Annotated in this window: 24 protein-coding genes and 1 tRNA gene; 17 read left to right on the forward strand and 8 right to left on the reverse strand. The window is 67.9% G+C overall.

The genetic code is table 11. The features are described 5' to 3' along the window. Nucleotides 1-182: 182 nt before the first annotated feature. Nucleotides 183-839: a Smr/MutS family protein gene (locus tag ACS5PK_RS06740; RefSeq protein ID WP_439439462.1), complete on the reverse strand. Its 657-nt coding sequence runs from the start codon at nt 837-839 to the stop codon at nt 183-185. Nucleotide 840: 1 nt separating this feature from the next. Beyond that, entirely contained in the window at nt 841-1,512 is a 672-nt protein-coding gene (gene radC / locus ACS5PK_RS06745; protein WP_439439463.1) for a RadC family protein, read from the reverse strand. A 161-nt stretch (nt 1,513-1,673) separates the two neighbouring features. Between radC and ACS5PK_RS06750 the strand changes: the two genes are divergently transcribed. From ACS5PK_RS06750 to ACS5PK_RS06780, 7 genes are all read left to right on the forward strand, one after another. After that, nucleotides 1,674-2,117, forward strand: coding sequence for an FKBP-type peptidyl-prolyl cis-trans isomerase (locus ACS5PK_RS06750; protein WP_439439464.1), 444 nt, complete (start codon nt 1,674-1,676; stop codon nt 2,115-2,117). Further along, a complete protein-coding gene (gene ispH / locus ACS5PK_RS06755) occupies nt 2,117-3,100 on the forward strand; it encodes a 4-hydroxy-3-methylbut-2-enyl diphosphate reductase (RefSeq protein ID WP_439439465.1) in 984 nt (327 codons plus the stop codon). Before ACS5PK_RS06750 ends, ispH begins: the two co-directional genes overlap by 1 nt. A 103-nt stretch (nt 3,101-3,203) precedes the next feature. Further along, nucleotides 3,204-4,499, forward strand: coding sequence for a serine--tRNA ligase (serS, locus tag ACS5PK_RS06760; protein WP_439439466.1), 1,296 nt, complete (start codon nt 3,204-3,206; stop codon nt 4,497-4,499). Between the two features lie 96 nt (nt 4,500-4,595). Beyond that, a tRNA-Ser gene (locus tag ACS5PK_RS06765) sits at nt 4,596-4,686 on the forward strand. Between the two features lie 518 nt (nt 4,687-5,204). Continuing rightward, nucleotides 5,205-5,471 carry a hypothetical protein gene (locus ACS5PK_RS06770; protein ID WP_439439467.1) on the forward strand — a complete coding sequence of 89 codons (267 nt, stop codon included), beginning with the start codon at nt 5,205-5,207 and terminating at the stop codon, nt 5,469-5,471. A 165-nt stretch (nt 5,472-5,636) separates the two neighbouring features. After that, nucleotides 5,637-6,710, forward strand: a complete 1,074-nt coding sequence (locus ACS5PK_RS06775; protein WP_439439468.1) for a sensor histidine kinase — start codon at nt 5,637-5,639, stop codon at nt 6,708-6,710. Then, on the forward strand, nt 6,707-7,522 hold the full coding sequence (locus tag ACS5PK_RS06780; protein WP_439439469.1) for a LytR/AlgR family response regulator transcription factor: 816 nt from the start codon (nt 6,707-6,709) through the stop codon (nt 7,520-7,522). Before ACS5PK_RS06775 ends, ACS5PK_RS06780 begins: the two co-directional genes overlap by 4 nt. A 77-nt stretch (nt 7,523-7,599) precedes the next feature. Here ACS5PK_RS06780 and ACS5PK_RS06785 read toward each other — a convergent pair whose 3' ends face one another. From ACS5PK_RS06785 to kynB, 6 genes are all read right to left on the reverse strand, one after another. After that, on the reverse strand, nt 7,600-7,782 hold the full coding sequence (locus tag ACS5PK_RS06785) for a hypothetical protein (protein WP_439439470.1): 183 nt from the start codon (nt 7,780-7,782) through the stop codon (nt 7,600-7,602). A 152-nt stretch (nt 7,783-7,934) separates the two neighbouring features. Continuing rightward, entirely contained in the window at nt 7,935-9,743 is a 1,809-nt protein-coding gene (locus tag ACS5PK_RS06790; RefSeq protein ID WP_439439471.1) for an aminopeptidase P family protein, read from the reverse strand. A 218-nt stretch (nt 9,744-9,961) separates the two neighbouring features. Then, the gene (locus ACS5PK_RS06795; protein ID WP_439439472.1) at nt 9,962-10,147 is read right to left on the reverse strand and encodes a hypothetical protein; all 186 of its coding nucleotides are present in this window, start codon (nt 10,145-10,147) and stop codon (nt 9,962-9,964) included. Nucleotides 10,148-10,279: 132 nt separating this feature from the next. Then, nucleotides 10,280-11,170, reverse strand: coding sequence for a tryptophan 2,3-dioxygenase (gene kynA, locus ACS5PK_RS06800; RefSeq protein WP_439439473.1), 891 nt, complete (start codon nt 11,168-11,170; stop codon nt 10,280-10,282). Then, nucleotides 11,167-12,498 carry a kynureninase gene (gene kynU / locus ACS5PK_RS06805; RefSeq protein ID WP_439439474.1) on the reverse strand — a complete coding sequence of 444 codons (1,332 nt, stop codon included), beginning with the start codon at nt 12,496-12,498 and terminating at the stop codon, nt 11,167-11,169. The genes kynA and kynU overlap by 4 nt, the downstream gene beginning before the upstream one ends. Nucleotides 12,499-12,511: 13 nt before the next feature. Next, nucleotides 12,512-13,135, reverse strand: a complete 624-nt coding sequence (gene kynB / locus ACS5PK_RS06810) for an arylformamidase (protein WP_439439475.1) — start codon at nt 13,133-13,135, stop codon at nt 12,512-12,514. A 213-nt stretch (nt 13,136-13,348) separates the two neighbouring features. Between kynB and ACS5PK_RS06815 the strand changes: the two genes are divergently transcribed. The 10 genes from ACS5PK_RS06815 to ACS5PK_RS06860 all read left to right on the forward strand — a co-directional run bounded on the left by ACS5PK_RS06815 (nt 13,349) and on the right by ACS5PK_RS06860 (nt 25,163). After that, nucleotides 13,349-15,703, forward strand: a complete 2,355-nt coding sequence (locus ACS5PK_RS06815; RefSeq protein WP_439439476.1) for a bifunctional salicylyl-CoA 5-hydroxylase/oxidoreductase — start codon at nt 13,349-13,351, stop codon at nt 15,701-15,703. A gap of 2 nt (nt 15,704-15,705) precedes the next feature. Next, on the forward strand, nt 15,706-16,509 hold the full coding sequence (locus ACS5PK_RS06820; RefSeq protein ID WP_439439477.1) for an SDR family NAD(P)-dependent oxidoreductase: 804 nt from the start codon (nt 15,706-15,708) through the stop codon (nt 16,507-16,509). Then, complete coding sequence (locus ACS5PK_RS06825; RefSeq protein WP_439439478.1) at nt 16,506-17,135, forward strand: MarR family winged helix-turn-helix transcriptional regulator; 630 nt, start codon at nt 16,506-16,508, stop codon at nt 17,133-17,135. Before ACS5PK_RS06820 ends, ACS5PK_RS06825 begins: the two co-directional genes overlap by 4 nt. Then, nucleotides 17,132-17,983: an enoyl-CoA hydratase family protein gene (locus ACS5PK_RS06830; protein ID WP_439439479.1), complete on the forward strand. Its 852-nt coding sequence runs from the start codon at nt 17,132-17,134 to the stop codon at nt 17,981-17,983. Before ACS5PK_RS06825 ends, ACS5PK_RS06830 begins: the two co-directional genes overlap by 4 nt. 194 nt (nt 17,984-18,177) lie before the next feature. Continuing rightward, complete coding sequence (locus tag ACS5PK_RS06835; protein ID WP_439439480.1) at nt 18,178-19,350, forward strand: acyl-CoA dehydrogenase family protein; 1,173 nt, start codon at nt 18,178-18,180, stop codon at nt 19,348-19,350. Between the two features lie 55 nt (nt 19,351-19,405). Then, entirely contained in the window at nt 19,406-21,016 is a 1,611-nt protein-coding gene (locus tag ACS5PK_RS06840; protein WP_439439481.1) for an AMP-binding protein, read from the forward strand. A gap of 52 nt (nt 21,017-21,068) precedes the next feature. After that, the gene (locus ACS5PK_RS06845) at nt 21,069-22,274 is read left to right on the forward strand and encodes an ABC transporter substrate-binding protein (RefSeq protein WP_439439482.1); all 1,206 of its coding nucleotides are present in this window, start codon (nt 21,069-21,071) and stop codon (nt 22,272-22,274) included. 182 nt (nt 22,275-22,456) lie between these two features. After that, nucleotides 22,457-23,377 carry a branched-chain amino acid ABC transporter permease gene (locus ACS5PK_RS06850; RefSeq protein WP_439439483.1) on the forward strand — a complete coding sequence of 307 codons (921 nt, stop codon included), beginning with the start codon at nt 22,457-22,459 and terminating at the stop codon, nt 23,375-23,377. Continuing rightward, complete coding sequence (locus tag ACS5PK_RS06855; RefSeq protein WP_439439484.1) at nt 23,378-24,394, forward strand: branched-chain amino acid ABC transporter permease; 1,017 nt, start codon at nt 23,378-23,380, stop codon at nt 24,392-24,394. After that, a complete protein-coding gene (locus ACS5PK_RS06860; protein WP_439439485.1) occupies nt 24,387-25,163 on the forward strand; it encodes an ABC transporter ATP-binding protein in 777 nt (258 codons plus the stop codon). Before ACS5PK_RS06855 ends, ACS5PK_RS06860 begins: the two co-directional genes overlap by 8 nt. The last annotated feature ends 7 nt before the right edge of the window (nt 25,164-25,170 follow it).

Consider the following 25,170-nt stretch of genomic DNA (forward strand, 5'->3'; position numbering starts at 1 on the left):
CCGCCGGGGAAACCTCCCGACGGTGCACGCCGCAGGGCCAGACTAACGAGAGTGCTGAGTGGGCGTCAATCGGAAGCGATGCGGGCGTCTGTCCGGCTGCCTGGCTGTGGCTTGGCATCGACAGCAGCACGCCTTGCAAGCTGGCGTTCAGCTTGCGCCGGGATGCTCGTCGAGTTGGGCCTTCAACTACCGTTGAGCAGCACCATCAGGGCGCCGGCACCGCCGTCGCTGGGGCGGGCCTGGACGAAGGCCAGCACTTCCTGCTTCTGCACCAGCCAGCGTCGCACCCGGGTCTTGAGCACCGGCTCCCGGCCCGGCGATCCATTGCCCTTGCCATGCACCACACGCACGCAGCGCATGCCGCGGCGGGCGCTGTCATGGATGAAGGTGCCTAGGGCCTCGCGTGCTTGGTCTCGACGCAGGCCATGGAGATCAATCTGCGCCTGCAGTGCCCAGTGGCCACGGCGGAGCTTGCGCACCACCTCCAGGCTGACTTCGGGGCGGCGGAAGGACAGGGTCTCGTCGGTCTCCAGCAGGGATTCGACATCGAAGTCGTCCGACAAGGCCTGGCGCAGCACGGCCTGTTCGTCCAGCTCGCGCTGGCGGGGTTCGGGCTGGGGCGGTGCCGCACGCAGCAACACACGGCCACTGTCCGGCAGCTGGGTGACGGGGCCTACGCTCAGTTCGAAGAGGCGTGCTTCGCGTTCCATGAGGCGCCGGTGAGCAGCTTCGCGTTCCTGGCGAGCCTCTTCCTCGCGCTGACGGCGCAGCAGTTCCTTGTGCAGGAGGCCGAGATCCTGGAGGCATTGCAGCGCAGGGCTGGCAGGCTTTCGGCTCATGTCAGATCAGTCCCCGCTCAGCCATCGAGACGGACTGCCCGGCCGCCACCACGATGTGGTCCAGCACCCGCACCTCCACCAAGGCCAGGGCCTTGATGAGCTGTTGGGTCAGCAGTTCGTCCGCCCGCGAAGGTTCTGCCACGCCGGAGGGATGGTTGTGGGCCAGGATCAGCGCTGCGGCGCCCAGGGTCAGCGCATGTTTGACGACCTCGCGCGGATAGACGCTGGCCTGGGTGAGGGTGCCGTGAAAGAGGATTTCCATGCGGATGAGCCGGTGCTGGGCATCAAGAAAAAGCACTGCGAAGGCCTCGTGGTCCAGGTGAGCCAGCTGCAGCTGCAGATAGGCCTTCACCGTGTCGGGGGTCACGAAGCTGACGCCGCGCTGCAGGCGGGACTGCAGGGTCCTGCGCGCGATCTCGAGCACTGCGGCCAGCTCGGCAAGGCGGGCCGGCCCCAGGCCTTTGACGGACTTCAGAACCTTCGCGTCGGCGTGCATCAAGCCTGCGAGCCCGCCAAAGCGGTCAAGCAGTTCTTGAGACAGGCTCAATACCGGCTTGCCCTTCATCCCGGTGCCCAGCAACAAGGCCAGCAGCTCGGCATCGGCCAGGGCCGATGCACCGCGGGACAGCAGCTTCTCGCGGGGCCTGGCGGCGGCGGGGAGTTCATGCAGCATGGGACGCAATGGGCTTGGGGACGGATATGCGGACAGGCATGCCAAAGAGCATGCGCAGGACCATGGAATTGGAATGAATGTGGGCGCGGACGGAAGCGCATTGTCGTCCAGCCTAAAATCAGCCTCAGCGACAAAGACACCGGCCTGCGCGCCGGGACAGCATGAATCTCATCCAACAAGGGTCCTTTTTAACCCTGCACTACCGACTGGCCGGTCCTGATGGTGCTGACATCGTCAATACCTTTGACGACAAGCCCGCTACCCTGTCCCTCGGTGCGGGCCAATTGGCGCCGGCCATCGAGGCCCGGCTGATCGGCCTGACAGAGGGGACGCGCACCCGATTCGAGCTGGCGGCTGGCGAGGCCTTCGGCGAGCGCAATCCAGAGATGCTGCAGCGGGTCAAGCGCTCCCTGCTCGATGAGCTCGGTGATCCCGACCAGACCTATTCGGTCGGCGATGTGATCGAGTTCCCCACGCCGGATGGCACCGGCAGCTACGCGGGCCTGGTGCGCGAGATCGGCGAGGATTGGCTGCTGTTCGACTTCAATCACCCGCTGGCAGGCCAGCCGGTGAGCTTCGAAGTACAGATCATCGGAGTGCTTTGATGAGCGAGCAGGCCCTGCAATCCCTGGGAGAAGTCCTGCTGGCCGAGCCGCGCGGTTTCTGTGCCGGCGTGGACCGCGCCATTGAGATCGTCGAACGTGCCCTGCAGAAGTTTGGCGCGCCGATCTATGTGCGCCATGAGATTGTGCACAACACTTTTGTCGTCAATGACCTCAAGGCCAAGGGTGCCATCTTCATTGAGGAACTGGCGGACGTGCCGCCGGGCGCCACGCTGATCTTCAGCGCCCATGGCGTCAGCCAGGCGGTGCGCCAGGAAGCGGCCCAGCGCGGCTTCCAGGTCTATGACGCCACCTGCCCGCTGGTTACCAAGGTGCACGTGGAGGTGGCCAAGCTGCATCGTGAGGGCTACGAGTTCATCATGATCGGCCACAAGGGACACCCCGAGGTCGAAGGCACGATGGGCCAGCTCAGCGATGGCATTTATCTCGTGGAAGAGGTCGGCGACGTGCCCCACGTGCGCGTGAAGGACCCCGCCAAGCTGGCCGTGGTCACCCAGACCACGCTCAGCGTGGACGATGCCGCCGAGATCCTGGCTGCGGTGAAGCAGCACTTCCCACAGGTGCGCGAGCCCAAGAAGCAGGACATCTGCTACGCCACCCAGAATCGCCAGGATGCTGTCAAGCTGTTGGCGCCGCAGGTGGACGTGGTGGTGGTGGTGGGCAGTCCCACCAGCTCCAACAGCAACCGCCTGCGGGAACTCGCAGAGCGCCTGGGCACGCCTGCCTATATGGTCGACGGTGCCGAGGACCTGCAGGCCGCCTGGTTCGAAGGCCGTCAGCGCGTGGGCCTGACGGCCGGGGCCTCAGCGCCCGATGTGCTGGTGCAGGCCGTGATCACCCGGCTGCGGGCCCTGGGGGCCACCACTGTGCGCAGCCTGCCGGGTGTGGAGGAGCACGTGCGCTTCCCGCTGCCCCTGGGCCTGGGCGACAAGTCCATGGCCGAGCACGCCGCTTCCCGATCTTGATGCTGGCTGCTCCCTGATCGGCCCCAAGGCCATTTTTTGAGCGGGCGCGCCTGAGTCGGCCGGCCCGCTGCCTAGAATTCCCTCCCTGAGACGAGGACCCCCCATGCTTGACCTGACCCTGTTGCGCAAGGACCTGGACGCCGTGATCGCGCGTCTGCACAGCCGCAAGAATCCCCAGACCTTCCTGGATGTTGAACGCTTCAAGGCCCTGGAGGCCGAGCGCAAGGCGGTGCAGACCCGCACCGAGGAGTTGCAGGCGCGCCGCAATGCGCTGTCCAAGCAGATCGGCATGAAGAAAGGCAAGGGTGAAGACGCCTCAGCCGAGATGGCGGAGGTGGGTGGCATCGGCGACGAGCAGAAGGCCGGCGCCGAGCGCCTGGACGCCATCCAGCAGGAACTGCACGCCATGCTGATGAGCGTGCCCAACCTGCCGCATGAATCGGTGCCGGTGGGTGCAGATGAGACGGGCAACGTCGAGGTGCGTCGTTGGGGTACGCCCAAGACCTTTGATTTCGAACTGAAGGACCACGTGGACCTGGGTGCTCCGCTGGGCCTGGACTTCGAGACCGGTGCCAAGCTCAGCGGCTCGCGCTTTACCTTCCTGAAGGGACCGGCGGCGCGCCTGCACCGCGCTCTGGCGCAGTTCATGCTGGACGTGCAGACCAGCGAGCATGGCTATACCGAGTGCTACACGCCCTACATCGTCAACCGCGAGGTGCTGGAAGGCACCGGCCAACTGCCCAAGTTCAAGGAAGACATGTTCTGGGTGCTGCGCGGCGGTGACGACCAGGCTGCGGAGCAGTACCTGATTTCCACCTCGGAGATCTCCCTGACCAACACCGTGCGCGAGCAGGTGCTGGATGCAGCGCAACTGCCCATCAAGCTGACGGCTCACAGCCCCTGCTTCCGTTCGGAAGCGGGCAGCGCAGGACGTGACACCCGCGGCCTGATCCGCCAGCACCAGTTCGACAAGGTCGAGATGGTGCAGATCGTCCATCCCGAGAAGAGCTACGAAGCCCTGGACGAGATGGTGGGTCACGCTGAGGCCATCCTGCAGAAACTGGGTTTGCCTTACCGCGTGATGAGCCTGTGCACGGGCGACATGGGCTTTGGCGCGTCCAAGACCTTTGACCTGGAAGTGTGGGTGCCTGCGCAGGGCGTCTACCGTGAGATCAGCTCCTGCTCGAATTGCGAGGCCTTCCAGGCGCGCCGCATGCAGGCCCGCTTCAAGAACGCCCAAGGCAAGAACGAGCTGGTGCACACGCTCAACGGTTCCGGCCTGGCCGTGGGTCGTACGCTGGTGGCCGTGCTGGAGAACTACCAGAACGCCGACGGCAGCATCACCGTGCCCGAGGCGCTGCGCCCCTACCTGGGAGGGCAAGCCTTGCTGAAGGCTTGAATATTTCGCTCACCCAAGCTGAAAAAGCTTGGATGGGCGAAAAATGCCGCTATACTAGTGGGCTTACTCGCTAACAACCACGCGAGCACCGAATCAGGAGAGGTGGCAGAGTGGTTGAATGTACCTGACTCGAAATCAGGCGTACGTGAATAACGTACCGAGGGTTCGAATCCCTCCCTCTCCGCCAAAATTCCTTGTCTAGCAAGGACTTGAGAAGCCCGCAGCAAGCGGGCTTCTTTGTTTTCCGGCCTCCATTTCCGTAACCCATTTCCGCAACCCATTTCCGCAACTACTGCTACCTGGTCGGTTTGGCCTTCTCACGGACCTGGCGGTAGACGGTGCGAGTGATCTGCTCCTTGGTATGCCCAAGCAGCTTTGACGCCTCTGTGAGGTCGTCGGTCTCGCTTGCGGCCTTTGGCCTGATGTCCCGAAGCTGGACGGCACGGATACCGCCAGCTAGCTCTTTGTCGACAGATAGTTCAAGCGCGTGCAGTTCCTGCACGAGCTGTGGCAGAACGAAGGCAGCCGCAGGCGCCTGACGGCCTGCGTCGTCGCATGGGCCCGCTGTCCCTGACCTCGGGCGTCTGTACGTGTGGCGCCTGGGCATCCCACTTTCGGGGGCCCCCGAAAGAGTCCCACTCTGGCCACGGCATGAGAGGACAGTCCGTTCTGCAGCCTGCCGCCTGGGCTGTGATGGAGTGGGTCATGCATTTCAAGGAAATCGATTATGGGAACTACCGAATCTATGCGGGCGCCATCGAGCGCACGCGTGCCTACGGCTACGTGGCTGCGGTGGTGGTAATGCGCCTTGAGCAGGGGCGGCCGCATCAGGAGGTCTTCAGGGACGAAAACATGGCGGGCGGCTACGGCTGGCCATCGCCGGCCGAGGCCTTGCGCCATGCCGTGCGCGAAGGACAGCGCGCCGTGAGCAGCCGTTCCTTGCAACGCCCCTGCGGCGCGCTGGTGGCCTGAGCAGGCGGCACACGTCCGGACACACATCCACAGGCCGAGTGCCGTCATCGAGCGTGGCGGGCGTATTTCAGGCTTGCCATACCGTCGCTCATCGCCTCCTTGGGGCCGGTGCCTTGGTGAGGGCGTGTCGGGCGGCTATCGTCTCGCTCCATGCAATCGGAGAAGATGACCAGCCCGCCCGTGCCCAGCCACGCTGAAGCCCGGCGTGCGTTCTTTGCCGAACTCAATCCGCGCCGCGTCGGGGTCGCCCTGGCCCTAGGCGCCGTCGCCGCCGGCTTCCTCAATTCCATCTTCATCACGCCCTTCCCGGTCCTGCTGGGCAGGACGCTGTTCGTCGCCATCCTGGCGCTGATCGCCTTCCTGGCGGCGGGGCAATGGCCCAGGCGGCTGCCGCGCTGGATCGAGCGTTGGCTGCTGCAGGTGTTGGTGGTGGTGCTGGCCGTGCCGGTGGGCACCGCCATCGTGTACCTTGCGGCGGTGGGGGGCGACGTGGACCGCCTGCTGCAGAGCGAAGGCCGCATCCTGGGCTTCCAGTGGATCGTCGGTTCCGGCCTGCTGCTGGGCCCCTTGATCGCGCTGGGTGCGCTCTACCGGCAGCGTGATGCCGAGGCGCGCTCGCAGGCCCTGCGATTCGAGCTCGAGCGCAGCGAACTGGAGCGACGGGCTCTGGACGTGCGCCTGCGCCTGTTGCAGGCCCAGATCGAGCCGCATTTCCTCTTCAACACCTTGGCCAATGTACGCGCCCTGGTGGAGACCGGCTCGCCGCAGGCCGCACCGGTGCTGCACAGCCTCATTGCCTACCTGCGCGCGGCAATGCCCCGCCTGCATGACGAGCTGGCCACGCTGGGCGATGAACTGAGCTTGGTGCGGGCCTATCTGGACCTGATGCACCTGCGCATGCCGGACCGTCTGCGCTTCAGCATCGAGGTGCCCGCCGGGCTGCACAGTCTGCGCTTTCCGCCCATGGCCCTGCTGACCCTGGTGGAGAACGCGGTGCGCCATGGCATAGACCCCAGCGAGGAAGGGGGCCTCATCGTGATCAGTGGCGAACGCCAGGGCGCGGGCGTCGTGCTGCTGGTCAGCGACACCGGTGTCGGCCTGGCGCAGTCCATGGGCACGGGCACCGGACTGCGCAATCTGCGCGAGCGCCTGCAGGTGTTCTACGGGCCCTCGGCCTCCCTGGATTTGGCCGAGAATCAGCCCCACGGCCTGCGTGCCCAGATCCAGTTCAGCCCATGATTGCAGCCACTGCCCTGATCGCCGACGACGAACCCCTGCTGCGCGAAAGCCTCGGTCGGGCCCTGCAGCAGCACTGGCCCGAGCTGACGGTGGTGGCCACCGCCCGCAATGGCCGTGAAGCCGTGGAACTCTTCGAGATCCATGCGCCGGACATCGTCTTTCTGGACGTGCACATGCCTGGCATCAATGGCGTCGAGGCGGCACGCCAGATCGGCCGGCGTGCGCAACTGGTCTTCGTCACAGCCTATGAGCAGTATGCGGTGCAGGCCTTCGAGCAGGGGGCCCTGGACTACGTGGTCAAGCCCGTGGATCCGGTGCGCCTGGAGGATACCGTGCAAAGGCTGCAAGATCGCCTACGCCTGCAGCGCGCGGGGCAGGCCCCCGGACCCGCGGGCCTGGATGCCGTGATAGAGCAACTGGCGCAGCGCCTGGCCCATGGCAGTGGCCTGCCCTTGGGCAGCGTGCGCAGCGCGACCCCGGGGGGGGCTTATCTCCAGTGGATCCGCGCGTCCGTGGGCAGCACCCTGCGCCTCATTCCGGTCGAGCAGATCCTCTTCATGCGCTCGGACGAGAAATACACCTTGGTGGTGTGGGAAGAAGGCGAGGCATTGATCCGCACACCGATCCGGGAGCTGATCGAGCAGCTCGATCCTCAGTATTTCGTGCAGGTGCACCGCTCCGTGGTCGTCAATCTGCACGCCATCAGCCACGTGACGCGCGGCCCCAATGAGACGGCGGACCTGCATCTGAAGAAGCGCAACGAGGTATTGCCGGTCAGTCGCAGCTATCTGCATCTTTTCCGGCAGATGTGAGCCGGGCCGGCCGCGTCATCCGACGCGGCACGGCAAGCCCTGCTGGCCCAGAATTCCTCTGCGCCCGTGGGGATGGTTCAGCGCGGTGTGGCCTTGCCGTCCACCACCACTGTCTCGAGCCGCCAGATCACCGGTGTCCGGCCTTCCGGCGTGAAGAAGAGGGCGTCGACGATGCCCACCACAGCCATCAGCAACAGGACCACCAGCAGCGCCGTGTGCAGGCCGCTGTCGGAGAACTCATGCAGGGACTTGCTGGTCATGATGCGCTCCTGCCCTGCGGTGCATGGAGCAGGGCTGGTCTGAATTTAGGCCATGGGTAGACGCGCTTCCAGTGCCGGTGTCCTGAGGTGCGCATGAAAAACGCGACCCGGAAGTCGCGTAGTCACGGGCGCCAGCCGGCGCTTACGGCGATTCAGATGGGCTCGGTGCGGGCCAGCAGCCAGGCCAGGGCCGGGCCCTGGATCAGCGGGCTCAGACGGCGGCGTACCTCGGCGTGGTAGCGGTTCAACCAGTCCGTTTCCTCAGCACTGAGCAGACTGGTGTCGATGCAGCGGGTGTCAATGGGACAGAGCGTCAGGGTCTCGAAGGCCAGCATCTCGCCAAAGGCGCCATGCTCCTGCGTGGCCCACGGCACGTTCAGCACCAGGTTCTCGATACGCACGCCCCACTGGCCGGGGCGGTAGAGTCCGGGCTCGATGGAGGTGATCATGCCGAGCTCCATCGCCATATTGGGGTCAGGCAGGGCCTTGGAGATGTTCTGCGGGCCCTCGTGCACGTTCATGAAGTAGCCCACGCCGTGGCCGGTGCCATGGCCGTAATCAAGGCCATGCACCCACATCGGCGCGCGGGCGATGGCGTCCAGCATGGGGCCCAGGGTGCCGCGGGGGAACACGGTGCGAGAGAGCGCGATCGTGCCCTTGAGCACCAGGGTGTAGTCCCGCTTCTGGGCGGCGCTGACCTCCCCGATGGGCCAGACGCGGGTGATGTCGGTGGTGCCGCCCAGGTACTGCCCGCCGGAGTCGATCAGCAGCAGGCCCTTGCCCTCGATCACCGCATGGGCGGCGGGTGTGGCGCGGTAATGGGGCAGGGCGCCATTGGCATTGAAGCCGGCGATGGTCGAGAAGCTCAGGCCCACGAAGCCCGGGCGCTTGGCGCGCTCGGCGCTGAGGCGCTCGTCGATGGTGAGTTCGGTGATGCGCTCGCGGCCCAGCGCCTGCTCGAACCAGGCGTAGAACTCGCACATGGCGGCGCCGTCCTGCTCCATGCACTCGCGCACGAAGGCGGCTTCGGCCTCGGTCTTGCGGCTCTTGAACAGGGTACTGGGATTGATGGCCTCGACCACGGCACAGGCGCTGGGCACGGCCTCGCGCAGGCCCAGGGTGACGCGGCGCGGGTCCATCAGCACCACGGCACTGGCCGGCAGAGCGCGCAGCGCGCTCGCAGCGTCCTCGTAGCGACGCAACTGCACGCCGTCCGCGGCCAGGCGGGCGGCCACCTCGGCGGGGATCTTGCCGTCGGCGATGAAGATCGTGGCCTGCGTCGCGTCCAGCAGCGCGTGGGCGATGAAGACAGGGTTGCACTCCACGTCGCTGCCGCGCAGGTTGAAGAGCCAGGCCACGTCGTCAACGCTGGAGATGAAGTGGTGGCTGGCACCGTGGCGAGCCATGGCGGCGCGGACATCGGCCAGCTTGGCGGCGCGGCTCACGGTGGCCTGAGGCGGCAGGTGCTCATAGACCGGGGCCGCAGGCAGGCCGGGGCGGTCGGTCCAGACCGCCTGCAGGATGTCATGGCCTGTGGACACCTGGATGCCCTTGGCCCCCAGCAGCCCACGGAGCTGGTGCGCCAGGCCCAGGCCCAGCACCTGCCCGTCCACTGCCAGGGTCTGTCCGGCCTGCAGGACGTTGCCGATCCAGTGCATGAAGTCTGGGGACACGGCGCTCATGACCTTGACCAGCTCGATGCCGGTGCCGGCGAGCTCGACCTCGGCCTGCGTCCAGTAGCGGCTGTCGGCGAACAGTGCGGCACGGTCCAGGCCGATCACCAGGGTGGCGACGGAACCCGTGAAGCCTGACAGCCACTGCCGGGCTTGCCAGCGCTCCGGCAGGTATTCGGAAAGATGCGGATCGGCCGAGGGCACCAGCAGGGCGTGGGCGCCGGCTGCGCGGAGTTCGTCTCGAACGCGCGCGATGCGCAGGCTGATCTCGGAAGTGCGGGTGTCCATGGCTGTCTCCGGAGGCTGGACCGGCGTCATGGGCCGGTCCTGGATGGCGCGAGAAGGGATTCCTCGGCGCGCAGGTCGTGCACACCGCGAAAGCCAAGCATTCTAGAGATATGCCAGCCGCCGGCTATTCGTCAGGGGCGAAACGCCCTTCGTATCTGCGGCAAGCGGCCGGAATGCGCACGGATCGGCCGGCTGGAACGGCGCCCTGGCGCGGCGCTTCATCCCTGGGCAGGCCGGCGCTGAATGGACGAGAAGGCAGCCGCGGCATAGCCCGTCGCGGGGGTTGAGGCCTTCATGCTGACGACGACTGACTCAGCGTCGGCGCGTGCAGGGGCCAGGCCACTCGCAAGGCCTGCCAGGGTGCAGACTGCGCTGATCAGCAGGGAGAGGGTCTTGGGGCTCATGGGGCGTTCCTCCTTGGTGGATGAACGCAATGTGCCTGTGGGCGCTTGCGCATGCCGCCCTCCTGCGGCGAATGGCCCGTCTGGCGGATCAATGGCCAGCCGGGGCGGCGAATGACGCCCCAGCCCCGGCGCTCAAAGCTCGGTCCGCAAGGCCCATAGCTCGGGGAAGAGCACAGTGTCCAGCATCTTGCGCAGATAGCTGACGCCGCCCGTGCCACCGGTGCCGCGCTTGAAGCCGATCACCCGCTCCACCGTGGTCACGTGTCGGAAGCGCCAGAGGCGGAAGGCGTCTTCCATGTCGACCAGCTCCTCACCCATCTGGTAGAGGTCCCAGTGCGCCTTGGGATCGCGGTAGACCTGCAGCCAGGCCGCCTTGACGGCCTCGCTGGCGGCATAGGGCTGTGTCCAGTCACGCTCCGTGTGGCTGGCGGGCACGGCGATGCCGCGGCGGGCCATGAGGCGCAGCACCTCGTCGTACAGGGAGGGCGAGGTGAATGCCTTCTCGACGGCGGCCAGCAGGTCTGGCCGATGGGCGTGCGGGCGCAGCATGGCCGCGTTCTTGTTGCCCATCATGAATTCGATCTGGCGGTACTGCCAGCTCTGGAAGCCGCTGCTGTTGGAGAGATAGGGCCGGATGGCCGTGTACTCGGGCGGTGTCATGGTGGCCAGCACGTCCCAGGCGTGGACCAGCTGCTCCATCACCCGCGACACCCGCGCCAGCATCTTGAAGGCCTCGGGCAGGGCGTCCTCATGCACGCAGCGCACGGCGGCCTGCAGCTCGTGCAGCATCAGCTTCATCCACAGCTCCGAGGTCTGGTGCTGCACGATGAAGAGCATCTCGTTGTGGTCCGGCGAGAGCGGATGCTGGGCGGCGAGCACCTGGTCCAGCTTCAGGTAGTCGCCATAACTCATGTCCGAGGAGAAATCGAGCTGCGCGCCTTCCTCGTGGACGATGGCTTCACCGGTGCTGCCGCTGCCCGTGGCGTTGGCGCTGTCGGAGGGGGAGTGGTGGGGGCAGGTCATGTCACGGCCGCTTTCTGGTTGAACTGGGACTGCTTCCATTCGCCGCTGGCGAGGACCTGGCGCAGGTGCTCGACGGCATCGAAGACTTCGGTGAAGCCGATGTACAGCGGGGTGAAGCCGAAGCGCAGGATGTGCGGGACCTCGGCGAGGCGCTTGGGGTCCCCGGCGCGGAAGTCCCCGATCACGCCGCGCGCGATGAGGGCCTGGACCACCGCATAGCCCGCCTCGTGCAGCGGGGCCTCCAGGCTCAGGCAGACCTGGCTGCCGCGGTGGGCCGCATCGCGCGGCGAGGCCAGGCGCACGCCCAGGTCGCGGAACTGGCCCTGGGCCCCTGATGCCTTGATGCCGCAGCGGGTCTCGACCAATTCGATGAAGAGCTCGGTCAGGGCGATGGACTTGCGGCGCAGGGCGGGCATGCCGCCCAGGGGCTCGCTGGCCAGGAAGACGTCCACGCCGCATTCCAGCGCGGCGGTGGAGAGGATGGCCGGCGTGCCGCAGATGTAGCGGGTGATGCCCGGCGCGGGCGTGTAGTTGGGCGTGAACTGGAAGGGGGCGGCATGGCCCAGCCAGCCTGACAGCGGCTGCCAGAAGCGGTCCACGTGGCGCGGATGGGCCCACACAAAGGCCGGCGCACCGGGGCCGCCGTTGAGGTATTTGTAGCCGCAGCCGATGGCGAAGTCGGCATCCGCGTCCTTGAGGTCCACGGGCACGGCGCCAGCGGAATGGGCCAGGTCCCAGATCACCAGGGCGCCGGCGGCATGGGCCAGGCGGGTCAGGCCGGCCATGTCGTGCTTGTAGCCCGTGCGGTAGTTCACCTCGGTGAGCATGAGCACGGCCAGCTCGCTGTTGATCAGGGCCGGCAGCTCATCCACATGGTCGAAGAGCTTGAGCGTGCAGCCGTGCTGGGCGGCCAGGCTCTCGGCGATGTAGAGGTCGGTCGGGAAGTTGCTGCGTTCCGAGAGGATCACGCGGCGCTCGGGGTGGTCCTCGGCGGCGATGCGCAGGGCCGCGGCCAGCACCTTGTAGAGGTTGAGCGAGGTGGAGTCCGCCACCACCACCTCGTTCTCGCCGGCACCGATCAGCCAGGCGATCTTGTTGCCGATGCGCCGGGGCAGCTCCATCCAGCCGGCGGTGTTCCAGCTCTTGATGAGGTCCGTGCCCCATTCCTGGCGGATCACCTGCTGCACCCGCGCCTCGGTGGCGGCGGGCAGCACGCCCAGGGAGTTGCCGTCCAGGTAGATCACGCCCTCGGGCAGCTTGAAATGGTCGCGCAGCGGGCGCAGGGCATCGGCCGCGTCCAGGGCCTGGCAGTCTTGTCTTTGCTTCATCAAGAGAGCTCCTTCAGAGTTCGCGCAGCACCGCGCGCACGGGTGAGGCACAGGCGCCGGCCAGCTTCAGCGGCAGGGCCAGCAGTTCATAGTCGCCCGCGGGGACTTCGTCCAGCACCAGGTTCTCCAGCACGCGCAGATCAGTGCGCAGCAACTGCTGGTGGCTGTCCAGGCTCTTGCTGGTGGCGGGGTCCACGCTGGGGGTGTCCAGGCCGATGAGGCGCACGCCGCGATCGGCCAGCCAGGCCACGGTCTCCGGCGCGTAGGCGGTGAAGTCCTCGCGCCAGGTGGTGTCGGCCTTCTCGCAGGTGCGCACCAGCACGCGGGGCGGCAGGCCCTCGGCCGCATGCGCCAGGTGCTCCACGCGGATCAGTGGCCCGCAGCCGATGGCATGGATCACGCGGCAGGGGCCCAGGTAGGCGTCCAGGTCGACCGTGGCGATGTCCGGGGCCTCGTCGGCGTAGTGCAGCGGCGCATCGGCATGAGCCCCGACGTGGGGCGACATCGTCAGCGCGCTCAGGTTCACCGGGCACTGGGGCGAGAGCCGCGCTGTCCATTGCAGGCGGTAGGGCTCGTCGCCAGGGAAGATGGATGCGTCAGGGTGCACCAGGGGGGAGATGTCCCAAAGCTTTTTCATGGGCGTCTTTCGTCAACGGCGCGCACCTTAAGGGGCTTTGCAGGGCTGTGGTGTCGGTTAATTCCAACAGGCTTCACTGGGCGCGGAGCGTCGGCTTGAAACCGCGTCAGGCCAGGGAATGTCCGTAGTCTGGCACATTCCAAAAATAATTGACACCTAAACTATCGATGCCTAAAGTGCGTCGCAGACCAGCTTGAAAGGCGACGGGACATCATGCGCATCACCTGCATCGGCGGCGGCCCCGCGGGCCTCTATTTCGCCCTCCTGATGAAGAAGCAGAACCCCGCCCACCAGGTGCGGGTGCTGGAGCGCAACAAGCCCGGTGACACCTTCGGCTGGGGTGTGGTCTTCTCGGACCAGACCCTCGCCGGCCTGCGCGAAGCTGATCCGCAGACGGCCGAGGAGATCCTGACCGCCTTCAATCACTGGGACGATATCGACGTCCACATCCAGGGCCGCACCATGCGCTCCAGCGGTCACGGCTTCTGCGGCATCGGCCGCAAGAAGCTGCTGAACATCCTGCAGGCGCGCTGCGAGCAGCTGGGCGTGGAGCTGGTCTACGAGCACGACCAGCCGGACGACGAAGGCATCGAGGCCGACCTCATCATCGCCAGCGACGGCCTCAACAGCCGCATCCGCAGCAAGTACGCCGCGACCTACCAGCCGGACATCGACCTGCGCCAGTGCCGCTTCGTCTGGCTGGGCACCGAGAAGCGCTTCGAGGCCTTCACCTTCGATTTCCAGAAGACCGAATGGGGCTGGTTCCAGGCCCATGCCTACCAGTTCGACGGCACGCACAGCACCTTCATCGTCGAGACGCCGGACAGCGTCTGGCAGGCCGCGGGCCTGGACCGCATGGAGAAGGAGCAGGGCATCGCCTTCTGCGAGCAGCTCTTTGCCAAGGTGCTGGACGGCCACAAGCTCATCTCCAATGCCTCGCACCTGCGCGGCTCGGCGCAGTGGATCCGCTTTCCGCGCGTGGTCTGCCGTACCTGGGTGCATCGCCGCGAGGACGGCGTGCCGGTGGTGCTGATGGGCGACGCCGCCCACACCGCGCACTTCTCCATCGGCTCTGGCACCAAGCTGGCTTTCGAGGATGCCATCGCCCTGGCCCGCGACCTCGGCGATGCGCAGGGCGACCTGGATCGTGCCCTGGAGGCCTACCAGGCCAGCCGCTCCATCGAGGTCCTGCGCATCCAGAACGCCGCGCGCAACAGCACCGAGTGGTTCGAGAACATCGAGCGCCATGCCCAGCTGCCGCCTGAGCAGTTCGCCTACTCGCTGCTGACCCGCTCGCAGCGCATCTCGCACGAGAACCTGCGCCTGCGGGACGCGAGCTATGTCGGCAGCTACGAGGCCTGGCTGGCCGAGCGCGCGGGGTTGCCCAAGCAGGCCGTGCCGCCCATGTTCACGCCCTTCCGGCTTCGCGACCTGACGCTCAAGAACCGCGTGGTGGTCTCCCCCATGGCCCAGTACAGCTGCGAGGACGGCGTACCGGGCGACCATCATCTGGTGCACCTGGGCGCCCGCGCCATGGGCGGTGCCGGCCTGGTCTTCGCCGAGATGACCGCGCCCAGCGCCGACGGCCGCATCACCCCGGGCTGCCCGGGCCTCTACACCGACGAGCAGCAGGCCGCCTGGACCCGCATCGTGCGCTACATCCACCAGCACAGCAGCGCCAAGGTGGCGATGCAGCTGGGCCATGCGGGCGCCAAGGGCGCGACCCGCCGGGCCTGGGAGGGCATAGACCAGCCGCTGGAGCAGGGCGCCTGGCCGCTGGTCTCGGCCTCGCCCCAGCAGTACCTGGACGGCGTCAGCGCCTGGTCCCGGGCCATGACGCGCGAGGACATGGACCGCACGCGCGACGACTTCATCGCCGCCGCCCGTCGCGCCGCCGCCGCGGGCTTCGACTGGCTGGAACTGCACTGCGCGCACGGCTACCTGCTGTCGAGCTTCATCTCCCCGCTGACCAATCAGCGCACGGACGACTACGGCGGCTCTCTGCAGAACCGCCTGCGCTACCCGCTGGAGGTGTTCACGGCGCTGCGCGAGGTGTGGCCGCAGGAGCGGCCCATGTCCGTGCGCATCTCCGCCCATGACTGGGTCGAGGGCGGCATCACGCCGGAAGACGCGGTGCAGGTCGCCGCCGCCTTCAAGGCCGCAGGCGCCGACCTGATCGACGTGTCCTCGGGCCAGGTCAGCAAGGCCGAGAAGCCGGTGTACGGCCGCATGTGGCAGACGCCCTTCTCGGAGAGCATCCGCAACCGCGTGGGCATCGCCACCATCGCCGTGGGGGCCATCAGCGAGGCGGACCACGTCAACAGCATCATCGCGGCCGGCCGGGCGGACCTCTGCGCCGTGGCCCGGCCCCACCTCGCCAATCCGGCCTGGACCCTGCACGAGGCCGCGAAGATCGGCTATGTGGCCGGCCCGGGCCTGGACTGGCCCCGGCCCTATCTCTCCGGCAAGGGTCAGCTGGAGAAGGAGTACGAGCGCCAGCGTGCCCAGGCGGCGCAGGGGTCGGGTCTCTCCGCGCTGGAGCAGGCCAACCGCGCGATGGGAGTCTGAAGATGACGCAGGCACCGCTCGCCTCACTGGACCTGCACGACCGCCACGCCGTGGTGACCGGTGGCGGCAGCGGCATTGGCCTGGCCGTGGCCCGGCAGCTGCTGGCCGCGGGGGCCCGCGTGACGCTGATGGGCCGTGATGCACAGCGCCTGGCCGCCGCCGCGCAAGACCTGACCCCGCACGCGCTGGAACGCCTGCACCAGGAGGTCTGCGACGTGGGCGAGGAGGCCAGCGTGCAGTCCGCCTTCGCCCGGGTCGTGGAGCGCATGGGGGCCGTGGACATCCTGGTCAACAACGCCGGCCAGGTGGAGACGGCGCCCCTGACCCGCACCACGCTGGCCCAGTTCCAGCAGATGCTGCAGGTCAACCTCACCGGCACCTTTCTTTGCAGCCGCGAGGTGCTGCCGGGCATGCTGGCCGCGCGGCATGGTCGCATCATCAACGTGGCCAGCACCGCAGCGCTGAAGGGCTATGCCTATGTGGCGGCCTACTGCGCGGCCAAGCACGGCGTGCTGGGACTCACCCGCGCGATGGCGGCTGAGGTGGCGCGCAAGGGCGTCACCGTCAATGCTGTCTGCCCGGGCTACACCGAGACGGAGATCGTGCAGCGCGCCGTGGCCACCATCCAGGCCAAGACCGGCCGCAGCGTCGAGGAGGCCCGCGCCGAACTGGCCGCCGCCAATCCGCAGGGGCGTCTCATCCAGCCCGAGGAGGTCGCCCTGCAGGTGCTGATGCTGGCCAGCCCTGCCGCGGCCGGCATCAACGGCCAGGCCCTGGCCATCGACGGTGGCGAGTGCGTGACATGAGCCGCCCTCACAGCGACCTGCCTGCCGAGGCACAGACCGCCGATGCGGCTGGCGAGGCTGCGCAACTGGGGCCGGACCTCGAGTCCCGCGTGGTCGACGACGATCACCAGGCCCTCAAGCTCTGGCTGCGCCTGCTGGCCTGCACCACACGCGTCGAGGACCAGATCCGCAACCGCCTGCGCCAGCAGTTCGACACCACGCTGCCGCGCTTCGACCTGCTGGCCCAGCTGGAGCGCCACCCGGAAGGCCTCAGCATGCGCGAGCTCTCGCAGCGCCTGATGGTGACGGGCGGCAATGTCACCGGCGTGGTGGACCAGCTTGAAGCCGAATCCCTGGTACAACGCCAGCCCCACGCCAGCGACCGCCGCTCCTTCACCGTGACCCTCACGCCCTCTGGCCGCCGCCTCTTCCGGCGCATGGCCGCCACGCACGAGGCCTGGGTGGTCGAGCTGCTGGGCGGCTGGAATGCCGCGCAGAAGGGCGAGGTCTACGGTCTGCTGGCCCATCTGAAACTGCATCTGGCGGGTCTGGAGCAGGCCCGCCCGGCCCCCAAGGCAGGCAAGCCTGGCAAGCCTGGCAAGGCGTCCACCCCGAGTCCGGCCCCGCGCCGCAAAGGAAGCCCATGAGCAAACCCATCAGTTCCCACCTGGCCAACGGCAACAAGATCAGCCTGGCCGGCTATGCCCCCCAGCACTTCCGCTGGGAGCAGCGCGGCGCCGTCGGCCTGATCACGCTGAACCGCCCCGAGCGCAAGAACCCGCTGACCTTCGACTCCTATGCCGAGCTGCGCGACCTGTTCCGCAGTCTCTGCTATGTGGACGAGGTCAAGGCCATCGTGCTGCAGGGCGCGGGCGAGAACTTCTGCTCCGGCGGTGACGTGCACGAGATCATCGGCCCGCTGACCCAGATGAGCATGCCCGACCTGCTGGCCTTCACCCGCATGACAGGCGACCTGGTCAAGGCCATGCGCGCCTGCCCGCAGCCGGTGTTCGCGGCCATTGACGGCGTGTGTGCCGGTGCGGGCGCCATCATGGCCATGGCCTCGGACCTGCGCGTGGCCACGGCGCGTTCCAAGACGGCCTTCCTCTTCACCCGCGTGGGCCTGGCCGGCTGCGACATGGGCGCCTGCGCCATCCTGCCGCGCATCGTGGGCCAGGGGCGAGCCTCGGACCTGCTCTACAGCGGCCGCTCGCTGGGCGGTGAAGAGGGGCTGCAATGGGGCTTTCACAACCGCCTGGTCGAGCCGGACGACCTGCTGGAACACACCCTGGCCTGGGCGGCGGAGATCGCCACCGGCCCCAGCTTCGGCCATGCCATGACCAAGCGCATGCTGCACCAGGAATGGAGCATGGGCGTGGACGAGGCCATCGAGGCCGAGGCACAGGCGCAGGCCATCTGCATGATGACCCAGGACTTCCATCGGGCCTATCACGCCTTCGTGGCCAAGCAGAGGCCCGTCTTTGAAGGCGATTGATGGACCACCCCCTGCTGGCTCCGCCACCTCCCTCAAGGGGGCTGAGCCGGGACAAAGGGAGTCCGGTGGACTCCCTTCGCCTGGCGAAGGGCCGGGCCATTGGGCCCGGCGCGGCCTGCAAGGCAGACCAGAGGACCGGCGCAGCCGGATCCTTGGTCTCCACGCGGTGAGTTGTGGACTGCAAAGGATGAGTGATGAATGACGATCGTGCGGCGTTGAGGCATCTGGCCTGGCCCTTTTTCGAGGCGCGGCATCGGGAGTTGGCCCAGGGCCTGGCGGCCTGGTGCGCGGAGCATCTGCAGGCGGGGCATGGGGCGGATGTCGATGCCGAATGCCGGGCGCTGGTGAAGGCGCTGGGGCAGGGCGGCTGGTTGCGGCATGCGGTCGCGGGCACCGCCCTGGGCGGGGCGGCGGAGGTGATCGACACGCGGTCCATCTGTCTGCTGCGCGAGACGCTGGCGCGGCATCACGGCCTCGCGGATTTCGCGTTCGCGATGCAGGGGCTGGGCAGCGGGGCGATCTCGCTGGCAGGGACGGAGGCGCAGCGTGCACGCTACCTGCCGCGTGTGGCCGCCGGCGAGGCGCTGGCGGCTTTTGCACTCTCGGAGCCGGACGCTGGCTCGGACGTGGCCGCCCTGCAGTGCAGCGCCGTGCTCGACGGCGACGCCTACGTGATCAACGGCGAGAAGACCTGGATCTCCAACGGCGGCATCGCCGATTTCTACGTGCTCTTCGCCCGCACCGGCGAGGCGCCGGGTTCGCGCGGTCTCTCGGCCTTCATCGTCGATGCCGGCCTGCCGGGCTTCGAGATTGCCGAGCGCATCGAGGTGATCGCACCGCATCCCCTGGCGCGGTTGCGCTTCACGAACTGCCGCATCCCGCGCAGCCAGCTGATCGGCACGCCCGGCGAGGGCTTCAAGATCGCCATGCGGACCCTGGACGTCTTCCGCACCTCGGTGGCCGCCGCGGCGCTGGGCTTTGCCCGCCGGGCGCTGCAGGAGGGCCTGAGCCAGGCGCAGTCCCGGCCCATGTTCGGCGGCCATCTGGCGGACCTGCCGCTGGCCCAGGCCAAGCTGGCGGACATGGCCTGCGGCGTGGACAGCTCGGCCCTGCTGGTCTACCGCGCTGCCTGGCAGCGCGACCAGGGGCAGACCATCACCCGCGAGGCCGCCATGGCCAAGCTGATGGCCACCGAGACGGCGCAGCAGGTCATCGATGCTGCCCTGCAGCTGCACGGCGGGCGCGGCGTGCGCAGCGGGGAGGTGGTCGAGTCCCTCTACCGCGAGATCCGCGCGCTGCGCATTTACGAAGGCGCCAGCGAGGTGCAGCAGCTGATCATCGGCCGCGACCTGCTCAAGAACGGCTGAAGACTGGCCCATCCCCGATTGACGGACGACCATACAGAACACGAGGAGACCGTCCATGCATCGCAGTGCCCACGTCGACACCTTTGCCCGGGACCGGCTGCCGCCACCCGAGCAGTGGCCCGAACTGCTGTTCGATCTGCCCGCGCTGCGGTTCCCTGAGCGCCTCAACTGCGCCAGCGCGCTGCTGGACGCCTGGGTGGACAAGGGCCTGGGGGACAGGTCTTGCCTGATCGGCACCCGCCACCGCTGGACCTACGCCCAGCTGCAGGCCGAGGCCAATCGCATCGCCCATGTGCTGGTGCAGGACATGGGTGTGCAGCCCGGCAACCGCGTGCTGCTGCGCGGCGGCAATTCGCCCATGCTGGCGGCCTGCTGGTTCGCCATCCAGAAGGCCGGTGCGATCGCGGTGGCCACCATGCCCCTGCTGCGGGCCAAGGAGCTGGGTCAGATCGTCGCCAAGGCGCAGGTCACGCATGCCCTGTGTGATGCGGCCCTGAGCGAGGAGCTGGCCAGGGCGCAGGCCGAGCATGCGGTGCTCCAGCACATCGTGCACTATCACTCGGAGGCGGCCGAGGGGCTGGAGGCACTCTCGGCGACCAAGCCGGCGCAGTTCCAGAACGTGGACACCGCCTCGGACGATGTCTGCCTCATCGCCTTCACCTCCGGCACCACCGGCCAGCCCAAGGGAACCCTGCACTTCCACCGGGACGTGATGGCCATCTGCCACTGCTGGCCGCCGCACTGCCTGAAGGCCACGGCGGAGGATGTCTTCATCGGCTCGCCGCCGCTGGCCTTCACCTTCGGCCTGGGCGGGCTGGTGCTCTTCCCCATGAGCGTGGGTGCCTCCAGCGTGCTGCTGGAGAAGGCCACGCCGGATGTGCTGCTGGGCGCCATCGCCCAGCACCGCGCCACCGTCTGCTTCACCGCGCCCACCAGCTACCGGGCGATGGCAGGGCAGGTGGGGCAGCATGATCTCTCCTCGCTGCGCAAATGCGTCAGCGCCGGGGAGGCCCTGCCTGCGGCCACGCGGGCCCTGTGGAAAGAGGCCACGGGCATCGAGCTGATCGATGGCATCGGGGCGACCGAGATGCTGCACATCTTCATCTCGCACGACGAGTCCAGCGCCCGGCCGGGCGCCACGGGGCGTGTCGTGCCCGGCTACCAGGCCTGTGTGCTGGACGAGAAGGGTCAGGTCTTGCCACCAGGCTCCGTCGGCCGCCTGGCGGTGAAGGGGCCGACAGGCTGCCGCTACCTGGACGACGAGCGCCAGCGCAACTACGTGCTCAAGGGCTGGAACCTCACCGGCGACGCCTATCTGCAGGACGCCGACGGCTACTTCGTCTACCAGGCCCGGACGGACGACATGATCATCTCCGGCGGCTACAACATCGCCGGGCCCGAGGTGGAGTCGGCCTTGCTGGCCCACCCGGCCGTGGCCGAGTGCGGCGTGATCGGCCAGCCGGACGAGGAGCGCGGGCAGATCGTCAAGGCCTTCGTGGTGCTGCGGCCCGGCCATGAGGCGGGCCCGGAACTGGTGCGCCAGTTGCAGGACTACGTCAAGGCGACGATTGCGCCTTACAAGTACCCCCGTGCGATAGAGTTCCTGCCCAGCCTGCCGCGCACCGAGACCGGCAAGCTGCAACGCTTCAAGCTGCGCCAGCCCTGAACCGGGCCCGCCCTCTCGTTTCTTGCCCCACATTGACCGGATGGAGACCCGCATGAGCCTGCCCCGCCTGTTCCGAAAGCAAGACCTGACCCCCGCCTTCGCGGCCCTGGCCGCCCTGGTGCTGACGGCGCTGCCACCGGCAGCGCAGGCCGCCGACAAGATCAAGGTCGGCATGCTCAGCACCCTGTCTGGCGCCGGAGCCGGCCTGGGTGTGGACATCCGCGACGGCTTCAACCTGGCGCTCAAGCACAAGGGTGGCAAGCTGGGCGGCCTGCCGGCCGAGGTCGTGATCGCCGACGACCAGCAGAACCCCGATACCGCCAAGCAGGCCACGGACCGTCTGCTCAAGCGCGACAAGGTGGACGTGATGACCGGCGTGGTGTTCTCCAACATCATGCTGGCCGTGGGCCCGGGCATCTTCGACAGCAAGACGCCTTATGTCTCCGCCAATGCCGGCCCCTCGCAGTACGCGGGCGAGCAGTGCAACCCCTACTTCTTCAACGTGGCCTGGCAGAACGACAACCTGCACGAGGCCGTGGGCAAGGTGGTGACGGACAAGGGCTTCAAGAAGGTCGTGCTGATCGCTCCCAACTACCCCGCGGGCAAGGACGCCATCACCGGCTTCAAGCGCTTCTACAAGGGCGCCGTGGCCGATGAGATCTACACCAAGCTGGGCCAGCTGGACTACGCCGCCGAGCTGGCGCAGGCCCGCGCGGCCAAGCCGGACGCCCTGTACATCTTCCTGCCCGGTGGCATGGGCATCAACTTCATCAAGCAGTTCGTCGGCGCCGGCCTCTCCCGCGACATCACGCTCTTCGGCCCCGGCTTCTCGGCCGACGAGGACGTGATCAAGGCCGTGGGCGAGCCCATGCTGGGCATGTTCAACAGCTCGCACTGGGCCCATGACATGGACAACGCCGCCAACAAGCAGTTCGTGGCCGACTTCCAGAAGGAGTACGGGCGCCTGCCTTCACTCTATGCCAGCCAGGGCTACGACGCCGCCATGCTCATCGACGGCGCCGTGGCCGACGTGAAGGGCCGGATCGAGGACAAGCCGGCCCTTCTCAAGGCCCTGAAGGCCGCGCACTTCACCTCGGTGCGTGGCGCCTTCAAGTTCAACAACAACCAGTACCCCATCCAGGACTACTACCTGCGCATCATCGGCAAGGACGCCCAGGGCCGGGTCACCAACAAGACCCTGGGCAAGATCTTCAGTCAGCATGCGGATGCCTATGCGCCGTTCTGCAAGATGAAGTGATGTGGCCCACCCCCTGCCGGCTGCGCCGGCCCCCTCGAGGGGGCGCGCATGCAGGACCGGCGGAGCCGGATCCTCATGCGCCGTGCGGGGCGGCCGGCTTCGGGGAAGGGGATCTTTCCTTGCCAACTGCGCTGGACCCGCGATCCCCGCTGGGGACACCTTCTTGATCGTGCCTGCCTCTGATGGACCTCGTACTCATCGCTGAACAGTTGCTGAACGGGCTGCAGTTCGGGCTCATGCTCTTCCTGCTGGCGGCCGGGCTGACCCTGGTGTTCGGCATCATGGACATGATCAACCTGGCGCATGGCTCGCTGTACATGGTCGGCGCCTACCTGGCGGCGGCGGTGGGCGCGGTCACGGGCAGCTTCGTGCTGGGCCTGCTGGCCGCGGTGGCGGGCACGGCGGTGCTGGGCATGCTGCTGGAGCTGAGCCTGCTGCGGCGGCTCTACCAACGCGACCATCTCTCGCAGGTGCTGGCCACCTTCGCGCTGATCCTGATGATCAACGAGGGCGTGCGCATGATCTGGGGCGAGCAGCCTTTGATGCTCAACACGCCGGCCGCGCTGTCGGGGCCTGTCGAACTGCTGCCGGGCCTGTTCTATCCGGCCTACCGCCTGCTGATCATCGGCGTGGGCCTGCTGGTGGCGCTGGGCCTGTGGTGGGGCGTCACCCGCACCCGGGTGGGCATGTGGGTGCGCGCCGGGGCCTCCAACCGGGCCATGGCCCAGGCCCTGGGCGTGGACATCCGACGCCTCTTCACCCTGGTCTTCGGCCTGGGCGCCGCCCTGTGCGCGCTGGCCGGCGGCCTGCTCGGCCCGCTGCTGGCGGTGCAGGTGGGCATGGGAGAGAGCATCCTGATCCTGGCCTTCGTGGTGATCGTGATCGGCGGCATAGGCTCCATCCGCGGCGCGCTGATCGGCTCCTTACTGGTGGGGCTGGTGGACACCGCCAGCCGCACCCTGCTGCCCATGACGCTGCGCGCCCTGGCCTCGCCCGAGCTGGCCTCCAGCCTAGGCCCGGCGCTGGCCTCCATCCTGATCTATGTGTTGATGGCCGCGGTGCTGTTCTGGCGCCCGCAAGGCCTTTTTCCCGCACGGCGCTGAATGACTGCCTCCTCCATTTCCTCGGCCACGCCCTTGCGGCTGGATCATCCCGGTCTGGGCCCATGGGGTCAGGTCTTGCTGCTGCTGGCCCTGGGGGCCTTGCCCTGGCTGCTGCAGCTGCTGGGCCTGGAGTTCTACACCGGGGTGGCCACCCGGGTGCTGATCTTCGCCATCGCCGCCAGCAGCCTCAACCTCATCCTGGGCTTTGGTGGCCTGGTGAGCTTCGGCCATGCGGCCTTCATGGGCCTGGGCGGCTACACGGTGGGCGCCCTGATGAATGGCGGCGGGCTGGGCCAGCAGGCCCTGGTGGCCTGGCCGCTGGCCATGGCGGTGAGCGCCTGTGCGTCGGGCCTCGTGGCCCTGGTGGCGCTGCGCACCCGCGGGGTCTACTTCATCATGATCACGCTGGCCTTTGCGCAGATGTTCTATTACCTGGCCGTGTCCCTCAAGGCTTATGGAGGAGATGACGGCCTGCCCCTGCCGCAGCGCTCGCTGCTGCCGGGCGTCGACCTCAAGGACGACAACAGCTTCTACCTCTGCGTGCTGGCCTGCTTCGCCTTGTGCATGGGCCTGCTGCAGCGGCTGCTGAACGCGCCCTTCGGGCTGCTGCTGCAGGGACTGCGCGAGAACGAGGGACGCATGCGCGCCCTGGGCGCCCCCGTCTTCGGCCTGCAGTGCGGCGCCTTCATCCTGGCCGGGGCGCAGGCCGGCCTGGCTGGGGCGCTGCTGGCCAATCTCAACGGACTGGTGAGCCCGCAGATGCTGCACTGGTCGCAATCCGGCCAGCTGATGGTGATGGTGATCCTGGGCGGTGCGGGCGCACTGTGGGGTGGCCCGCTGGGCGCCGCCGTGTTCCTGCTGCTGGAGGAGCTGCTGTCGGCCTACACCCTGCACTGGCAGATGGCCCTGGGCGTGCTGCTGCTGACGGTGGTGATGGTCGCGCCCCAGGGGCTGGCCGGCCTGCTGGCGGGCCTGCGCGCTCGCCTGGCGCAGCGAGGGGAGGGTGCCCATGGCTGAACTCCTGCGTGTGCAAAACCTGGTCAAGCGCTTCGGCGCCCTGCGGGCCACGGACGAGGCCAGCTTCGAGGTCATGGAGGGGGAGGTCCACGCCCTCATCGGCCCCAACGGCGCGGGCAAGACCACGCTGATCCACCAGATCGCCGGCAATCTGCGGCCGGACAGCGGCAGCATCCGCTTCCGGGGGCAAGACCTGGCCCCCTTCGACATGGCCGCCCGCGTGCAGGCCGGTCTGGTGCGCAGCCACCAGATCACCAGCATCTTCGGGCGCTGCAGCGTGCTGGACAACCTCGTGCTGGCCGTGCAGACCCGCCGGGGCGGTGCGCGGCAGTGGTGGCAGTCGCGCAAGAGCCAGATCGTGGTGCTGGCCGAGGCCGAGGCCCTGGCCCAGAAGGTCGGCCTGAGTGCCCAGCTGGACCGTGCCGCCGGCAGCCTCTCGCATGCCGAGCAGCGCCAGCTGGAGATCGGCCTGGCCCTGGCCGCCAAGCCGCGCCTGCTGCTGCTGGACGAGCCCATGGCCGGCATGGGGCCGGATGAATCTGAACGCATGCTGGAGCTGCTGCAGCTGCTGCGCCTGAACATGACCCTGCTGCTGGTGGAGCACGACATGGACGCCGTCTTCCGCCTGTCCACGCGCATCTCGGTGCTGGTGGGCGGGCGGGTGATCGCCAGCGGCTCGCCTGAGCACGTCCGCGCCCACGCAGGCGTGCGTGAGGCTTACCTTGGGGATGAGGTGGTCGATGCGCTGCCAGTGGAGGGGGCCGCATGAGCGAGCT

Origin of the sequence: Roseateles sp. DB2, from assembly GCF_051857535.1 — a bacterium.
Classification (GTDB): Bacteria; Pseudomonadota; Gammaproteobacteria; order Burkholderiales; family Burkholderiaceae_C; genus Roseateles_B.

Coding starts and splice junctions, on each gene's coding strand:
- ACS5PK_RS06740 (WP_439439462.1), bottom strand. CDS start 839: ATGAGCCGAAAGCCTGCCAGCCCTGCGCTGCAATGCCTCCAGGATCTC.
- radC (WP_439439463.1), bottom strand. CDS start 1,512: ATGCTGCATGAACTCCCCGCCGCCGCCAGGCCCCGCGAGAAGCTGCTG.
- ACS5PK_RS06750 (WP_439439464.1), top strand. CDS start 1,674: ATGAATCTCATCCAACAAGGGTCCTTTTTAACCCTGCACTACCGACTG.
- ispH (WP_439439465.1), top strand. CDS start 2,117: ATGAGCGAGCAGGCCCTGCAATCCCTGGGAGAAGTCCTGCTGGCCGAG.
- serS (WP_439439466.1), top strand. CDS start 3,204: ATGCTTGACCTGACCCTGTTGCGCAAGGACCTGGACGCCGTGATCGCG.
- ACS5PK_RS06770 (WP_439439467.1), top strand. CDS start 5,205: ATGCATTTCAAGGAAATCGATTATGGGAACTACCGAATCTATGCGGGC.
- ACS5PK_RS06775 (WP_439439468.1), top strand. CDS start 5,637: ATGACCAGCCCGCCCGTGCCCAGCCACGCTGAAGCCCGGCGTGCGTTC.
- ACS5PK_RS06780 (WP_439439469.1), top strand. CDS start 6,707: ATGATTGCAGCCACTGCCCTGATCGCCGACGACGAACCCCTGCTGCGC.
- ACS5PK_RS06785 (WP_439439470.1), bottom strand. CDS start 7,782: ATGACCAGCAAGTCCCTGCATGAGTTCTCCGACAGCGGCCTGCACACG.
- ACS5PK_RS06790 (WP_439439471.1), bottom strand. CDS start 9,743: ATGGACACCCGCACTTCCGAGATCAGCCTGCGCATCGCGCGCGTTCGA.
- ACS5PK_RS06795 (WP_439439472.1), bottom strand. CDS start 10,147: ATGAGCCCCAAGACCCTCTCCCTGCTGATCAGCGCAGTCTGCACCCTG.
- kynA (WP_439439473.1), bottom strand. CDS start 11,170: ATGACCTGCCCCCACCACTCCCCCTCCGACAGCGCCAACGCCACGGGC.
- kynU (WP_439439474.1), bottom strand. CDS start 12,498: ATGAAGCAAAGACAAGACTGCCAGGCCCTGGACGCGGCCGATGCCCTG.
- kynB (WP_439439475.1), bottom strand. CDS start 13,135: ATGAAAAAGCTTTGGGACATCTCCCCCCTGGTGCACCCTGACGCATCC.
- ACS5PK_RS06815 (WP_439439476.1), top strand. CDS start 13,349: ATGCGCATCACCTGCATCGGCGGCGGCCCCGCGGGCCTCTATTTCGCC.
- ACS5PK_RS06820 (WP_439439477.1), top strand. CDS start 15,706: ATGACGCAGGCACCGCTCGCCTCACTGGACCTGCACGACCGCCACGCC.
- ACS5PK_RS06825 (WP_439439478.1), top strand. CDS start 16,506: ATGAGCCGCCCTCACAGCGACCTGCCTGCCGAGGCACAGACCGCCGAT.
- ACS5PK_RS06830 (WP_439439479.1), top strand. CDS start 17,132: ATGAGCAAACCCATCAGTTCCCACCTGGCCAACGGCAACAAGATCAGC.
- ACS5PK_RS06835 (WP_439439480.1), top strand. CDS start 18,178: ATGAATGACGATCGTGCGGCGTTGAGGCATCTGGCCTGGCCCTTTTTC.
- ACS5PK_RS06840 (WP_439439481.1), top strand. CDS start 19,406: ATGCATCGCAGTGCCCACGTCGACACCTTTGCCCGGGACCGGCTGCCG.
- ACS5PK_RS06845 (WP_439439482.1), top strand. CDS start 21,069: ATGAGCCTGCCCCGCCTGTTCCGAAAGCAAGACCTGACCCCCGCCTTC.
- ACS5PK_RS06850 (WP_439439483.1), top strand. CDS start 22,457: ATGGACCTCGTACTCATCGCTGAACAGTTGCTGAACGGGCTGCAGTTC.
- ACS5PK_RS06855 (WP_439439484.1), top strand. CDS start 23,378: ATGACTGCCTCCTCCATTTCCTCGGCCACGCCCTTGCGGCTGGATCAT.
- ACS5PK_RS06860 (WP_439439485.1), top strand. CDS start 24,387: ATGGCTGAACTCCTGCGTGTGCAAAACCTGGTCAAGCGCTTCGGCGCC.